Origin of the sequence: Vogesella sp. EB, from assembly GCF_001037925.1 — a bacterium.
GTDB lineage: Bacteria > Pseudomonadota > Gammaproteobacteria > Burkholderiales > Chromobacteriaceae > Vogesella > Vogesella indigofera.
On record NZ_LFDT01000036.1, the window covers coordinates 16,800 to 29,728 of the forward strand.

13 protein-coding genes are annotated in these 12,929 nt (G+C 64.4%); 3 read left to right on the forward strand and 10 right to left on the reverse strand.

What is annotated here, in order from left to right; translation table 11 throughout:
• Positions 1 to 397: 397 nt before the first annotated feature.
• Positions 398 to 2,305 (forward strand): tetratricopeptide repeat protein, encoded by a 1,908-nt coding sequence (locus ACG97_RS15260; RefSeq protein ID WP_082133825.1) that lies wholly within the window; start codon positions 398 to 400, stop codon positions 2,303 to 2,305.
• Between the two features lie 76 nt (positions 2,306 to 2,381).
• Here the strand turns inward: ACG97_RS15260 and ACG97_RS17885 are convergent, their stop codons facing one another.
• The 4 genes from ACG97_RS17885 to ACG97_RS15285 all read right to left on the reverse strand — a co-directional run bounded on the left by ACG97_RS17885 (position 2,382) and on the right by ACG97_RS15285 (position 6,961).
• On the reverse strand, positions 2,382 to 3,041 hold the full coding sequence (locus ACG97_RS17885; protein ID WP_202902797.1) for a hypothetical protein: 660 nt from the start codon (positions 3,039 to 3,041) through the stop codon (positions 2,382 to 2,384).
• A 140-nt stretch (positions 3,042 to 3,181) separates the two neighbouring features.
• Positions 3,182 to 3,649 (reverse strand): aspartate carbamoyltransferase regulatory subunit, encoded by a 468-nt coding sequence (gene pyrI / locus ACG97_RS15275; RefSeq protein ID WP_047968234.1) that lies wholly within the window; start codon positions 3,647 to 3,649, stop codon positions 3,182 to 3,184.
• A gap of 11 nt (positions 3,650 to 3,660) precedes the next feature.
• Positions 3,661 to 4,581, reverse strand: coding sequence for an aspartate carbamoyltransferase (gene pyrB / locus ACG97_RS15280; RefSeq protein WP_047968249.1), 921 nt, complete (start codon positions 4,579 to 4,581; stop codon positions 3,661 to 3,663).
• Between the two features lie 301 nt (positions 4,582 to 4,882).
• Positions 4,883 to 6,961 carry a methyl-accepting chemotaxis protein gene (locus tag ACG97_RS15285; RefSeq protein ID WP_047968235.1) on the reverse strand — a complete coding sequence of 693 codons (2,079 nt, stop codon included), beginning with the start codon at positions 6,959 to 6,961 and terminating at the stop codon, positions 4,883 to 4,885.
• Positions 6,962 to 7,314: 353 nt separating this feature from the next.
• Between ACG97_RS15285 and ACG97_RS15290 the strand changes: the two genes are divergently transcribed.
• Positions 7,315 to 8,529, forward strand: coding sequence for an HD-GYP domain-containing protein (locus ACG97_RS15290; RefSeq protein WP_047968236.1), 1,215 nt, complete (start codon positions 7,315 to 7,317; stop codon positions 8,527 to 8,529).
• A gap of 196 nt (positions 8,530 to 8,725) precedes the next feature.
• On the opposite strand, the gene ACG97_RS17020 is transcribed toward ACG97_RS15290, so the two are convergent.
• From ACG97_RS17020 to ACG97_RS15320, 6 genes are all read right to left on the reverse strand, one after another.
• On the reverse strand, positions 8,726 to 9,658 hold the full coding sequence (locus ACG97_RS17020) for a GGDEF domain-containing protein (protein ID WP_053068207.1): 933 nt from the start codon (positions 9,656 to 9,658) through the stop codon (positions 8,726 to 8,728).
• 160 nt (positions 9,659 to 9,818) lie between these two features.
• Positions 9,819 to 10,163 carry a nucleotide pyrophosphohydrolase gene (locus ACG97_RS15300; RefSeq protein ID WP_047968237.1) on the reverse strand — a complete coding sequence of 115 codons (345 nt, stop codon included), beginning with the start codon at positions 10,161 to 10,163 and terminating at the stop codon, positions 9,819 to 9,821.
• A gap of 65 nt (positions 10,164 to 10,228) precedes the next feature.
• Positions 10,229 to 10,561, reverse strand: a complete 333-nt coding sequence (locus ACG97_RS15305) for a VF530 family DNA-binding protein (protein ID WP_047968238.1) — start codon at positions 10,559 to 10,561, stop codon at positions 10,229 to 10,231.
• Positions 10,558 to 10,956 carry a YkgJ family cysteine cluster protein gene (locus ACG97_RS15310; protein WP_047968239.1) on the reverse strand — a complete coding sequence of 133 codons (399 nt, stop codon included), beginning with the start codon at positions 10,954 to 10,956 and terminating at the stop codon, positions 10,558 to 10,560. The genes ACG97_RS15305 and ACG97_RS15310 overlap by 4 nt, the downstream gene beginning before the upstream one ends.
• A 142-nt stretch (positions 10,957 to 11,098) precedes the next feature.
• Positions 11,099 to 11,560: a DMT family transporter gene (locus tag ACG97_RS15315; RefSeq protein ID WP_047968240.1), complete on the reverse strand. Its 462-nt coding sequence runs from the start codon at positions 11,558 to 11,560 to the stop codon at positions 11,099 to 11,101.
• Between the two features lie 76 nt (positions 11,561 to 11,636).
• On the reverse strand, positions 11,637 to 11,816 hold the full coding sequence (locus tag ACG97_RS15320) for a hypothetical protein (RefSeq protein WP_047968241.1): 180 nt from the start codon (positions 11,814 to 11,816) through the stop codon (positions 11,637 to 11,639).
• 322 nt (positions 11,817 to 12,138) lie between these two features.
• Between ACG97_RS15320 and ACG97_RS15325 the strand changes: the two genes are divergently transcribed.
• On the forward strand, positions 12,139 to 12,777 hold the full coding sequence (locus ACG97_RS15325; RefSeq protein WP_047968242.1) for a YitT family protein: 639 nt from the start codon (positions 12,139 to 12,141) through the stop codon (positions 12,775 to 12,777).
• The last annotated feature ends 152 nt before the right edge of the window (positions 12,778 to 12,929 follow it).

Sequence of the window (12,929 nt, forward strand, 5' to 3'; positions counted from 1 at the left end):
AGCAAATCGGCGGCGCCTTTTATGTCAAAGAAATGAAAATTGGCCGCAGTGTCGCCATTGCCTGATCATGGACAAGGTTGCGCCCGGGCGGCATCCTTATCATCGCGCAGCCGAGGTCGCGCGCCCGCCGGCACCACTATTGCTGCGCCGGCGCGCCGCTGGCGGGTGACTCATGCCACGATCAAGCGCAAAGTCATGACAAAACCGTGCCGGACACCACGGCTGCAACACTTTGCTATCAAATACCCGCGTCTTGGCAGGGACAATCCTTTAACAGCTTATGATTAGCCGTTAAACTAGCCGTTAATCATGCAGAATAAAATGTTACCCCGCGCGGATCAGGTTTCATTACCCGCACACGATCGGCACGGCCTCTCTACAAAATGAAGAAACGCACATGAACAGACATTTTGCTACTTCCGTCCTTCTGACCAGCATGCTGCTGGCTGCGCCCGCGATGGCAGGTCTGAAAGAAGGCCGTCTTGCCTATGGCAAAGGGGATTTTGCCACCGCCTTGCAAGAGCTGACCCCGGTCGGCGAGCAGGGCAATCCGCGCGTTCAGCTGCTGCTGGCCGAGATGTACCGCAAGGGTCAGGGCGTGGTGCCGGATCTGGCTGAAGCCGCCCGCTGGTACGACAAGGCCGCGGCGCAGGGGAATGTCGACGCCCAGTACAAGCTGGGTGGTCTGTATGAAAACGGCCTCGGCGTGCGCCAGGACTACGCCACCGCCGTCAGCTGGTACCAGAAGGCCGCGGCACAGGGCAGCACCGCCGCACAGACCAGCCTCGGCCTGATGTACCAGTACGGCCGCGGCGTGCCGCAGGATCTGGCGCAGGCATCCAGCCTGTTCCAGCAGGCGGCGCGGCAGGGCAACGCGCTGGCGCGGACCCAGCTGGCACAGATCTCGCAGAATGGCGTCGGCGTGACGCAAAACAGCAATCAGGCGGCGGTGCTGTACCGCCGCGCCGCCGAGCAGGGCAGCGCCGAGGCACAGTACCACTACGCCAACCTGCTGCTCGCCGGCAAGGGCGTGCCGCGCAACCTGATCGACGCCGCGCAGTGGCAGCACAAGGCCGCGCAGCAGGGCTACGCCCCGGCGCAGCACGCACTTGGCCTGATGTACCAGAACGGCCAGGGCATGCCGCAGGATCTGGCGGCCGCCGCAATCTGGTTCGGCCGTGCCGCCGAGCAGGGCATCGCCGATGCCCAGTACGCACTGGCGGTGCTGCACCAGAACGGTCGCGGCACGCCGCGCAACCTGGCGCTGGCGGCCAACTGGTATCGCAAGGCCGCCGAGCAGGGCCACACCAACGCGCAGACGGCACTGGCCAGCCTGTACCAGAGCGGTCGCGGTGTGCCGAAAGACCCGGCGCAGGCGCTGCAGTGGTACCAGAAGGGCGCCGAGCTGCAAGCCGCCAGCTGGTATCGCAAGGCCGCCGAGCAGGGCGATGCCGAGGCGCAGTACGGCCTGGGCGAGCTGTACGAGAAGGGCAATGGCGTGAACCCGGACCTGGCGGAAGCCGCCAGCTGGTACCAGAAAGCCGCGGCGCAGGATCACCTGCAGGCACAGAACGCGCTCGGCCAGCTGTATGAGCAGGGTGTGGAAGTCACGCAGAGCCTCAGCGACGCTACCCAGTGGTATCAGAAGGCCGCCGAGCAGGGCGACATGAACGCGCAGGCCAACCTCGGCCAGCTGTACGCTCAGGGCAAGGGCGTGCCGCAGGACGCCAGCCAGGCCGCGCTGTGGCTGCGCAAGGCAGCCGAGCAGGGCCATGCCGGCGCCCAGGCCAGCCTCGGCAACCTGTTCCGTCAGGGCCAGGGCGTGGAGCAGGACTATTTTGACGCCGCGCAGTGGTACACCAAGGCCGCCAAGCAGGGCAACGCCGAAGCGCAATTCCAGCTCGGCAGCCTGTACGAAAACGGCCAGGGCGTGTCGCGCGACCTGAAACTGGCACTGAGCTGGTATCGCAAGGCCGCCGCCAAGTACCAGGTCGACGCGCTGAACAGCCTCGGCCATGCCTACACCGCTTACAGCTACCAGGGCATCCCGCACAACGAGGTGCTGGCCTACGCGCTGCACAACCTGGCACGGGCGCAGGGCAATGCCCAGGCCGCCAGCAAGCTGAACCAGCTGCAGCACGAGATGAAGCCGGAGCAGATCGCCAGCGCGCAGGAGCTGTCGCGGCGCATGAACGTCGCCGGCCGCCTGTTGCCGGAACTGGATCGCCAGCTGAAGAGCAGCACCCGCCGCAAGGCAACCAGCAAGACCTTCTACGCCAAGAAATCGTTGAAGCGCAAACGCTGAACCGCGCGCCGACAGCACAACGCCACGACCCAGGTCGTGGCGTTTTTCATTGCGGCCAACCTTGCCCCGGCGCCGCTTACTGCCGCTGCAGATTGCCGATGAAGGCGCGCACCTCGGCCGGCGGCTGCAACGGTGTGCCCTCGCTGGCGTAGACCTTGAGCAGGCCGTTCTCGATCAGCCCCGCCTCCAGCTTGCGCTGCGACACGTCGATCAGCAGGTAGGCGGCACCATCCTGCGCCGCGTGGCGCTTGTTGCCGGTGACGAACAGCAGCCGGTCCTGCTGCCGATCCTGCTGCAACGGCCCCTGGGTATCCATGAAGCGCTTGAACTTGGCCAGGTCCTTGCCCAAGAGCGCCCCCAGCGGAGCCGCCAATGGCGGCTTGTCGAACAGGCCGCTATCGCGCGGATACTGGCCGACCTGCTTTTCCAGCACCGTCCAGTCGCCCTTGCCCTGCCACGCGCTGACCACCTCGCGCACCGCGCCGGCCTGCTGTTTCAGCTCTTCCACCTGCTGCTGCACCTTGGGCTGCAGCTCCCCGGCCAGCGTGCCAGCCTTGTCCAGCGCGGCCGCGGCCTGCTGCTTGATCTCGGCCAGCGGTGCACTGGCCTGCTGCAGTTGGCTACCGGCCACGCCGATGGCGGCGGACGCGTCTTGTTGCAGCTTGCCGACCTGTTCGTCACTACAGGCCAGCAACAAGGGCAGGCCGAGCGCGGCCAGCAGCAGGGGACGCCACATGATGTTCTCCAGCGGGTAAATGAGATATTGGAAAGCGCGCCGCGGCGGCGAGTTCCCGCCACTGGCGGCCAAGGTTGGCCGCAGCCATGAAAAAGGCGGCCGCGGCTGCCCGCGACCGCCCGCTGCCGATATCGGCCGACTTAGCGCACGTCGACCACGATGTCCTTGCTGAACACCTTCTCGCAGTACTTGCACTTCATCTTGGTGTCGTGCTCGGTGACGCGCACGCTGAAGTGGCTCTGCACCGGCTCCACGTGCGACACGCAGTTGGAGTTGGGGCAGGCGAAGATGCCTTCCACCGTGTCCGGGATCGCCAGCTTCTGCTTGCGTACCACGGCAAAATCCTCGATCACGCTGACCGTGCCGCGCGGCGCGAACAGCGCCAGCTCGTTGGCCTGTTCCTCGCTCAGCACCACGTTCTCGATCTTGATCAGGTCCTTGCTGCCCATGTGGCCGCTGGGCAGGTTGAGACCGACGGTGACGCGCTCGCGGTATTCCGCCAGCTGGAACAGGCGCAGGATGCGCAACCCCTGGCCGGCCGGAATGTGGTCGATCACGGTGCCGGATTTCAGCGCCTCGACATTGCGGGCATACACTTTTTCAGTCATGGTTTTTCCTTTCACACCGTTTCGTTGAGCACCAGCGACAGCAGCGCCTGGCGGGCATAGACACCGTTCTTCGCCTGCTCGAAGTAGTAGGCGTGCGGCGTGGCGTCGACGTCGGTAGTGATCTCGTCCACCCGTGGCAGCGGGTGCAGGATCTTCATGTTCGGGCGCGCGCTGCGCAGCATGTCGGCACGCAGCACGAACTGGCCCTGGATCTTCTTGTACTCGGCCTCGTCGAAGCGCTCGCGCTGTACGCGGGTCATGTACAGGATGTCGATGTGCGGGATCACTTCCTCGATGGTGGCGGCGATGCTGTAGCTGATGCCGCGCTCGTCCAGCTCCTCGCACAGGTAGTCCGGCATCGCCAGCGCCTCGGGGCCGACGAAGTAGAACTTGGCGCCGAACAGCGACAGCGCCTGCGCCAGCGAGTGCACGGTGCGACCGTATTTCAGGTCGCCGACGAAGGCCACCGTCAGGTTGTCGAGGCGGCCCTGGGTTTCCTGCAGCGTGAACAGATCGAGCAGGGTCTGCGACGGGTGCTGGTTGGCACCGTCGCCGCCGTTGATGATCGGCACACTGGAAAACTCGCTGGCCACGCGCGCGGCGCCTTCCTTCGGATGGCGCATAATGATGGCGTCGGTGTAGGAGCTGATGATGCGCACGGTGTCGGCCAGCGTCTCGCCCTTCTTCGCCGAGGTGTTGGCACCGTCGGCAAAGCCGATCACGTTGCCGCCCAGGCGCTGCACCGCGGTCTCGAACGACAGCCGCGTACGGGTCGACGGCTCGAAGAAGCAGGTCGCCAGCAGGCGGTCCTTGAGCAGGTCACCACGCGGCGCGGCCTTCAGTTGTGCCGCCGTCTGCACGACCAGTTCCAGTTCCTCGCGCGTGAAATCCGGTATCGAAATGATGTGCTTGCGATAAAGCGGGTTGGGCATGGCGGTCACCTTTGGCAATAACAGAATCAATGGCTGAAAAAAAAGCCCCTGATGCCGGATCAGGAGCTTCTTTATATATCAATGCAGCGGCCCGGCGTCGTGTCGACCCCGTACCGGCAACGCCTGGCGACGCGCAGACAGCGCGGCGGGGCAAGGAAGCGGGCAGGGTAAGGGCGACATGGCGGGTCTCGCAAAGCAAACCGGCGGATTATACGAAAATCACCGCGCGCTGTCAGGCCAAAACCGCCAATAAAAAAGCGCCGCCCGTGACGGGCGGCGCTGGCTGCGGCTAGCCGGCGACTCAGAGTCGGAAATTGCCGACCAGTGCTTCCAGGCTGGCGGACTGCTCGCGCAGCTGCTCCACCGCGGCGCGCACCTCGCGCGCCACTTCGCTGTTGGACTGCGCCATGGTACTGATGCGCTCCACGTTCTGCGCGATTTCCGAGGTCGCGTTCGACTGTTCCCGCGTCGACGACGCGATATCGCCGATGTTGTCCACCAGATCGACGCTTTTCTCGTAGACGCCCTTCATCGCCACGTTGGCCTCCTCGGCAATGCCGACACTGACCGACACCAGCTCGGTGCTGCGCTTCACCTCGTCCACCGCGTCGTTGGTCTCGCTGCTGATGGCGTTGACGATGCGGCTGATCTGCACCGTGGCCTCGGCGGTGCGGCCGGCGAGGTTGCGCACCTCGTCCGCCACCACCGCAAAGCCGCGCCCCTGCTCGCCGGCGCGCGCCGCCTCGATGGCCGCATTCAGCGCCAGCAGGTTGGTCTGGTCGGCAATGTCCTTGATCACGCCGACAATGGTGCTGACCTCCGCCGAACGTGCGCCAAGTGCACCCATGCGCCCGGCCAGAGCCTGCATATTGCTGGTCATGCGCTGGATCTCGCCGGTGACCTTGTCCACCGTCGCCACGCTGTGCTCGGTCAGCACGCCGGTTTCGCGCGCCATGCTCTCGGCCAGCATCGCGGTATCGGCGATGTGGTGCACGCTGACGGTGACCTGCTCCACACCGGCCGCGGTGGCACTGGCGGCGTCCGACTGTTGCGCCGACGACTGCTCCACCTGCACCGCGGAGTCGGCCAGCTGGCCGGCGGAACGGCTCACCGCCAGGCTCTGCTCGCGTACCTCGATGAACATCTCGCGCAGGCTCTCGATAAAGCGGTTGAAGGCGGCGGCGGTGCGGCCGATTTCGTCACGGTTGCTGACGGTGAGGCGCAGCGTCAGGTCGCCCTTGCCGCTGGCGAACTGTTCCATGGTTTCCGCCAGCGTGTTCAGCGGCCGCGTCAGGGTGCGGATCAGCAGCGTCAGCACCAGGATGATCAGCGCCAGCGCAATGACGCCGACCACGATGGCGGTATTGCGCTGGCTGTTGGCGGTCGCGGTAATCGCCGCGGTCGGCACGCTGACGCCGGCGGACCAGAACTGGCCGCTGTCCGCCACCTTGATCGGGTAGAAGAAGTGGGTAAAGCCGCCGTCTTCGTAGACGAAGCGCTCACCCTTCTTGATCTTGTCGAGGTTGGCCGCCAGCGGATCGCCACTGGCCACCGCCTTGCCGACCAGCCCGGCCTGCGGGTTGACCACGAACAGGCCGCCCTCGGACACCATGCGCACATAGCCGGTGTCATACAGGCGGATGGCGCCGAACTGCTTTTGCAGGTCGTCCAGCGCCAGATCGACGGCGGACACCCCCAGCAGCTTGCCGGACGCGTCTTTCATCACCACCGCCAGCGAGCTTTCCAGTACCTGCTTGCCCTGCACCTCGTAGAAGAACGGCTCGGTGATGGTGTCGCGGCCGCGCGATTTCGGCACGAAGTAGAAATCGCCCCAGCCGGATTTTTCATAGTCCGGCGCGTACTCGGTGAGCTTGTCCTGCCACTCCGGGAATTTCGCCACCCGGTCGCTCGACATCATCACGTCCAGCGCCGCCTTGCCGTCGCCACCGCGCGTCAGGTACGGCGTGTAGCGCCCGCTCGGGTCATGCTTCGGCCAGTCGCGGCGGAATTCGTCGTCGCGGCCGTCCAGCGCATTCGGCTCCCAGATCATCCACGCGCCGATGATGCCCGGCGCGTTGTCCAGCGAGCTGAGCAGGATGTTGTCGACCACCTTGCGCTCCACCGCCTGCGCGCGCTGCAGCCCCTGCACGCTGGCGGCCATGCTGCGCGGAATGGCGAAGCCGTTGGCCAGCTTGGCCTCGACACTGTCCGCCACGCGGCCGGCCTGTTCCGAGGCCAGCTGGTTACCCTGCTCGACCGCGGCGTCATAACTTTGCTTGGCGATGATGGCGATCATCACCGCAAAACCAACCGCCACCGCCACCGCGGCAACGCCGATGATGCGGTTGCCCAGATGCCCCCAACGTGTACTCTGCGTCATGCCTTGCACTCCTGTAGCTCGCGAAATCCGGTTTTTTGTTCTAGGTATTTATACCTAGAATATCCGCTTGCATGAAAATTGACTATCACCGATACGTAATAATAAAAAAGCACTGATCATTATTATCAATTGCCATAATTATTTATCGATCACTATTTATTTGAATAAAATAATGATAACCAATATCAATACAAATAAAACCCTGTTTGCATCGCCGATTGGCGCGATAATCGTCGGATAAGGTTTCTGGCACAAACTGTCGTGGCACACCACCGTCGCAGCGCTGCCACCAGCAGCCTGACCGCTGTTTTTACACCGTTTTTTGCCAGACCAGACTCCAAGAAAACAACGCCATGATCAAAAATATCGATATTGCCGACATCAAGATCGGCATGTATGTGCATGACCTGAACTGCGACTGGACCTCTCATCCGTTTTTCCGCAAGCGCTTCCTGATCAAGAACGATACCGAAATCGCCAAGATCGTCGAAGCCGGTATTCATGAACTCTATATCGATACCGAAAAGGGGCTGGACGTCAGCCATGCGCGCAGCGTGGACGAGGTCAACGCCAGCTTGCAGCAGCAGATGATCGAGGCGGTCACCGGCAAGCCGGCGCCGATCATCGCGCTGTCGTTTGCCGAGGAGCTGGGCCGCGCCAACCGCATCAAGAGCCAGGCGCACGCGCTGGTCAAGACCGTGATGCAGGATGTGCGCCTGGGGCGGGCGGTGGAGCTGGAGCAGGTCGAGCCGATGATCGAATCGATCACCGAATCGGTGCTCAGCAACAGCGGCGCGCTGCTGACGCTGCTGCGCATCAAGAACAAGGACGACTACACCTTCCTGCATTCGGTCAGCGTCGGCACGCTGATGATCGCGTTCTGCCGCTCGGTGGGCATGGACATGGAAACCATCCACCTTGCCGGGCTGGGCGGCATCCTGCACGACACCGGCAAGGCGCTGGTGCCGGACGAGATCCTCAACAAGCCGGGGCGCCTGACCGAGGAGGAGTTCGACATCATCAAGCGCCACCCGCGCGACGGCTTCGACATCCTCAGCCGCACCGAGGGCATCAGCGAGATCCCGCTCGACATCACCCTGCATCACCACGAGCGCGTCGACGGCAGCGGCTACCCGCACAATCTCAAGGGTGACACCATCAGCACCCTGGCCAAGATGGCGGCCATCGTCGACGTCTACGACGCCATCACCGCCGATCGCTGCTACCACAAGGGCATGGCGCCGACCGATGCGCTGCGCAAGATCTTCGAATGGTCGAAATACCACTTCGACCCCAAGCTGGTGCAGGCCTTCATGCGCTGCGTCGGCATCTACCCGGTCGGCACGCTGGTGTTGCTGGAATCCGGCAAGCTGGGGGTGGTGATCGAGCAGCACGACAGCAACCTGCTGACGCCGAAGATCAAGGTGATGTTCAGCAGCAAGAGCAATACCTACCTGCAGCCGGAAATCATCGACCTGTCGCGGCCGCTCGGCTTTGGCGGCGGCGACAAGATCGTGCGCCACGAGGCGCCGGAAAAGTGGGGCATCAACCCCTTGCGTTTCATGTGAAACAACAACGGCCACCGGCAAATGCGGGTGGCCGTTTTGTCATACGCGCATGCTTAGAACGTGTTCACGATCTCGCGAGCTAGAGCGAGACAAGGCGAAAACGGCTGAGGAAGCGGAGTTTACAAGTGGTAAATGAGCATTCCGAAGGCGTTTTTAACGCGGTATCGCCGACGCGCAGCAGATCGTGAACAGGTTCTTACAGCTGCTGCAGCTCGAACTGCCCGCCACCACGGCGCTTGGCGCGGTACATCGCCTGGTCGGCCTCGGCCAGCACCTCGGCCGGCATCGTCGCGCCGCTCTTGAACAGGCAGATGCCGACCGACAGGCCGAGCCGGTTCGGTGGCGACAGTTCGGCAAACGGCTCGTCCAGAGCCTGGATGATCTTGCCGGCCACCGCGCGCGCGCCGCTCTCGGTGACGCCTTCCAGCAGGATGGCAAACTCGTCACCGCCGATGCGCGCCAGCAGGTCGGTGCCACGCAGCGCCTGCTTCAGCCGCGCGGCAATCGCCGACAGCACCGCGTCGCCGGTGTCGTGGCCGTGGGCGTCGTTGATCGGCTTGAAACGGTCGAGATCGATGAACAGCAGCGCGCACAGGCTGGACGCGCTGTCTGCGGCCAACCTTTCCAGTTTCAGTTCCAGATAGCGGCGGTTGGCGAGATTGGTCAGCGCGTCGCGGTGCGCCATCTCCAGCAGGTGCCCCTGCAACAGCTGCAGCCGCTGCGCTTCCTGGCGCTGGCGGGTGACGTCGTGGCGGGTCTGCAGCACGCCGTCCACCTTGCCGCTGGCATCACACAGCGGCGTCAGCGTGATCTGGTAGTGTCCCGGCCTGCCATCGGTCTGCGGCAGGCTCAGCTCCATGCTCTGCGGCGCGGCCGTGGCCAGCACCTGGGCGAAGCTGTCGGCGCTCAGCCCCGGCAGCGTCACCGTCGCCAGCGTGGCGCCGGCGGCCAGCTGTTGCAGCGCCGGCTGCGCATCGGGACAGCTCTGCGCGGCGTGATTGGCAAACTCCAGCTGCCCGTGCACGTCAAACAGCAGCACCGGGTAGGGCAGCGCCGCGTACAGCTGCTGCAGGCGGGCGGCAGGCGGCAGCGAGGCGGCGTGGAAAGACAGCGTGTCGGCTTGGTTCATCGGTCGGGATCTGCGGCAAACACAATCGGCCAGCTTAGCACAGGCTAAGCCAACGGCATGTTTGCTTGCCGCTGCCGCGCCGGATAGAAAAGTATTGGATTATCAATTGCCGCCGCTTTCTATAAATAACATCCGGGTACTGCGGCAAAACTGTGGCAATTTATTCCCGCCCGCCGGCCGGATATTTCAGCGCATTCTTGTGCAGCTTGTCCTGCAGCGCGTGGTCGAGATCGACGCCGCAGACATCAGCCAGCCGCACCAGGTACATCATCACGTCGGCGATTTCTTCCTGCAGCCGTTCGAAGGCCTGCGGCTCGCTCGCCATCGCCGCCGCCTCGGCGTCCGTGCGCCACTGGAACAGCTCCGCCAGCTCGCCGACCTCGCCGGTCAGTGCCAGCATCAGGTTGCGCGGGGTATGGAAACGCTGCCAGTCGCGCTCGGCGGCAAACTGGCGTTGCGCGGCGATCAGGCCACGGGCATCAAGCAATACGGCGGGCGCGGTCATCGGCGGCTCCTTGCGTCAAAAAGCCGCGACGCGTGTCGCGGCCGGATGGTTTGCCGGCAGCCGGCTCAGGCGTCGTCGGTCGGCGGGGTCTTGCGGGCAAACAGGATGGTCGGTGCCTTGGCCGCACCGTGGCCGGCCGGCGCGCGCGTGGTGGCTGCCTTCGGCACCAGGCTGCGCTTCGGCTTCTTCAGCTGCAGGTACAGCGCCTCCACCTTGTCGCGCGCCCACGGCGTGCGGCGCAGGAAGGCGAGGCTGGACTTGATGCTCGGCTCGTGGCTGAAGCAGCGCACCGCAATGCGGCTGGCGAGGCCATCCCAGCCGTAGTGGCCGTGCAGCTCGGTCAGCATCGCTTCCAGCGTCACGCCGTGCAGCGGGTTGTTACTTTGTTTATCGCTCATGTGCTCACCTTGCGGCCATGCTGCGGATTACGGGTGTAGGCGCAAAACCCCGGCCGCGGACCGACCTGCGGGTGATTGCGGCAGGTATTCGGCCGCAGCGCGTAGATGCTGCACAGCCGGGTTTTCTGGTCCAGATACTGGCAATCGCCGTTGGCGCGCTGCGTCAGCGTGAAAATGCCGTTCTTGAAGTTGAAATGCTGGATGATGCGCTGCTTTTCCAGGCGTTTGGCGATGTTCTTGATCGGTTCGTCCAGCTCGAACTCGTCCACCACGCCGATGCGCACCAGATCCGGCAGCTTCACTTCCACCGGCATGCTGCAACAGCTGCCCATGCAGTCGCTGCACAGGCCGTTCTTGTACTTTACCCACGTATCGAGGCGCTCGATATCGGCCACACTGATTCCTTAAAACCCTGATTCGGCAGCAGTTCTGCCGCCGCAATGAAAAACAGCGGATTGTAACGCAATCCGCTGTTGCCATTGTGCTGTTTGTCGGCCGCCGCCGCCGGGCGGTTCCACGTGAAACGCCACGCGGCCGTCACCGGCCGATGCGGTCGCCCAGATTCACCAGCAGCACCCCGGCCACCACCAGCAGCGCGCCACCCAGGCGCCAGCTGTTGATCTCCTTCAGCGGCATGCCCAGCCAGCCGTAACGGTCAAACAGCAGCGACGCGCACACCTGGCCGGCGATGATCAGCGACAGCATCACCGCCACCCCCAGCCGCGGCGCCAGCAGCGTGGTGCCGAACACGAACAGCGCCCCCAGCGCGCCACCGCTCAGCATCCACCACTCCGCGCGCGGCAAGGCAGCGAGGCCGACCCACTTCTGCCCGCTGAGCAGCGCGGCGATGCTCAGCGTCACCAGCCCCACCGCAAACGACACCAGCGCCGCCAGCACCGGGCTGCCGCCGATCAGCAGCTTCAGCTGGTGATTGATCGCCGCCTGCAGCGGCACCACCACCCCCATCACAAACGCCAGCGCCAGTAACAGCCCGTTCATCGCCTCATCCCCCGCAGTAAGCCACCGATGATCCCGCCATCAACCGTGGCTGGCAAGCCGCGCAAGAGCACCGCGACTACACCGGCACGCCGATGCCCGCCGGCGGCGGCAACGGCACCGTCTCGCGCGCCGGGGTATCGAGATCGAACAGCCACACCAGCAGCAGCAAGGCCAGCATCAGCCCACACATCAGCAACGAAAAGCGGGTGTACGGATCGCGATAGTGACGCAGGAAAAAGCGGCGCAGGAAATCCATGGGCGGCACGGCAGCAGAAAGGGGCAGATGCTGCCGTTGTAGCACGAAATGCGGCGACATTCCGCGCCGGCCTCGCCAGCGACGGCAACACAGCCATGCCGCCAGCCAGGGTTGGCCGCAGCAGCAAACAGCGCGGCCATGCACCAGCCTGGCGCGGCAGACCGGCCGGCACGGGCTTTTTGCCCCGCCACAAGGCACCGCAAACCCGCCAGCGCCACGCATCGACCCCGCGGCGCTGGCAGGCTTCTTGCTGCGCCGGCTACCGGTGCGGCGCCCTTACCCGGCGCGCCGTTTATGACAATTCGCCCCCAACGGTATCCACATGACTACCGACACCACGCGCCTGACAAGCGGACACAATCCGCTGGCACACAGCCGGGCAGAAGACCTGCTCGCCATCCTGATCGGCACCACCTTCATCGGCTTCGGCATGGCCATGTTCGTGCAGGCCGGCCTGCTCACCGGCGGCACCGCCGGCATCGCCTTTTTGCTGCACTACCAGGGCCTGGCGCCGTTTGGCTGGCTGTTTTTCCTGATCAACCTGCCGTTCTACTTGCTGGCGCTGCGCCACATGGGCGCCGCCTTCACCGTGCGCACCTTTGTCTGCGTCGCGCTGGTGTCGCTGCTGTCCACACAATGCCGCGAGCTGTTCCCGTTCGCCGGCACGCTGAACCCGTATTCCACCGGCCTGCTCGGCGGGCTGCTACTCGGCATGGGCCTGATCGCGCTGTTCCGCCACAAGGCCAGCGTCGGCGGCATCAACATCCTGGCGCTGTACGTGCAGCAACGCTACGGCCTGCGCGCCGGCAAGCTGCAATTCGGCATCGACCTCCTGATACTGCTCGCGTCGCTGCTGCTGTGCAGCCTGCCGCAGCTGATCGGCTCACTGATCGGCGCCGCCGCGATGAGCCTGGTGATCGGCTTCTACCACCGGCCGGATCGCTACATCGCGGCATCGTAAAAAAGGTTGGCCGCAAAGCCATGGCGGCTTGCGGCCAACCTTTTTGATTTGATCGCGGTAGAGATGGGCTTCGCAGGGTCAGTGCAAGCGACCGCGACACCACCTGTGGATAACTTATACCCACAAGCCAACACCGCACCAACTCGCCCATC

What these genes read in the sequence shown, in the direction of transcription:
- ACG97_RS15320 (WP_047968241.1), bottom strand. Translation starts at nt 11,816, where the DNA reads ATGGATTTCCTGCGCCGCTTTTTCCTGCGTCACTATCGCGATCCGTAC.
- ACG97_RS15260 (WP_082133825.1), top strand. Translation starts at nt 398, where the DNA reads ATGAACAGACATTTTGCTACTTCCGTCCTTCTGACCAGCATGCTGCTG.
- ACG97_RS17020 (WP_053068207.1), bottom strand. Translation starts at nt 9,658, where the DNA reads ATGAACCAAGCCGACACGCTGTCTTTCCACGCCGCCTCGCTGCCGCCT.
- ACG97_RS15305 (WP_047968238.1), bottom strand. Translation starts at nt 10,561, where the DNA reads ATGAGCGATAAACAAAGTAACAACCCGCTGCACGGCGTGACGCTGGAA.
- pyrI (WP_047968234.1), bottom strand. Translation starts at nt 3,649, where the DNA reads ATGACTGAAAAAGTGTATGCCCGCAATGTCGAGGCGCTGAAATCCGGC.
- ACG97_RS15290 (WP_047968236.1), top strand. Translation starts at nt 7,315, where the DNA reads ATGATCAAAAATATCGATATTGCCGACATCAAGATCGGCATGTATGTG.
- ACG97_RS15325 (WP_047968242.1), top strand. Translation starts at nt 12,139, where the DNA reads ATGACTACCGACACCACGCGCCTGACAAGCGGACACAATCCGCTGGCA.
- ACG97_RS15315 (WP_047968240.1), bottom strand. Translation starts at nt 11,560, where the DNA reads ATGAACGGGCTGTTACTGGCGCTGGCGTTTGTGATGGGGGTGGTGGTG.
- ACG97_RS15285 (WP_047968235.1), bottom strand. Translation starts at nt 6,961, where the DNA reads ATGACGCAGAGTACACGTTGGGGGCATCTGGGCAACCGCATCATCGGC.
- ACG97_RS15300 (WP_047968237.1), bottom strand. Translation starts at nt 10,163, where the DNA reads ATGACCGCGCCCGCCGTATTGCTTGATGCCCGTGGCCTGATCGCCGCG.
- ACG97_RS17885 (WP_202902797.1), bottom strand. Translation starts at nt 3,041, where the DNA reads ATGTGGCGTCCCCTGCTGCTGGCCGCGCTCGGCCTGCCCTTGTTGCTG.
- pyrB (WP_047968249.1), bottom strand. Translation starts at nt 4,581, where the DNA reads ATGCCCAACCCGCTTTATCGCAAGCACATCATTTCGATACCGGATTTC.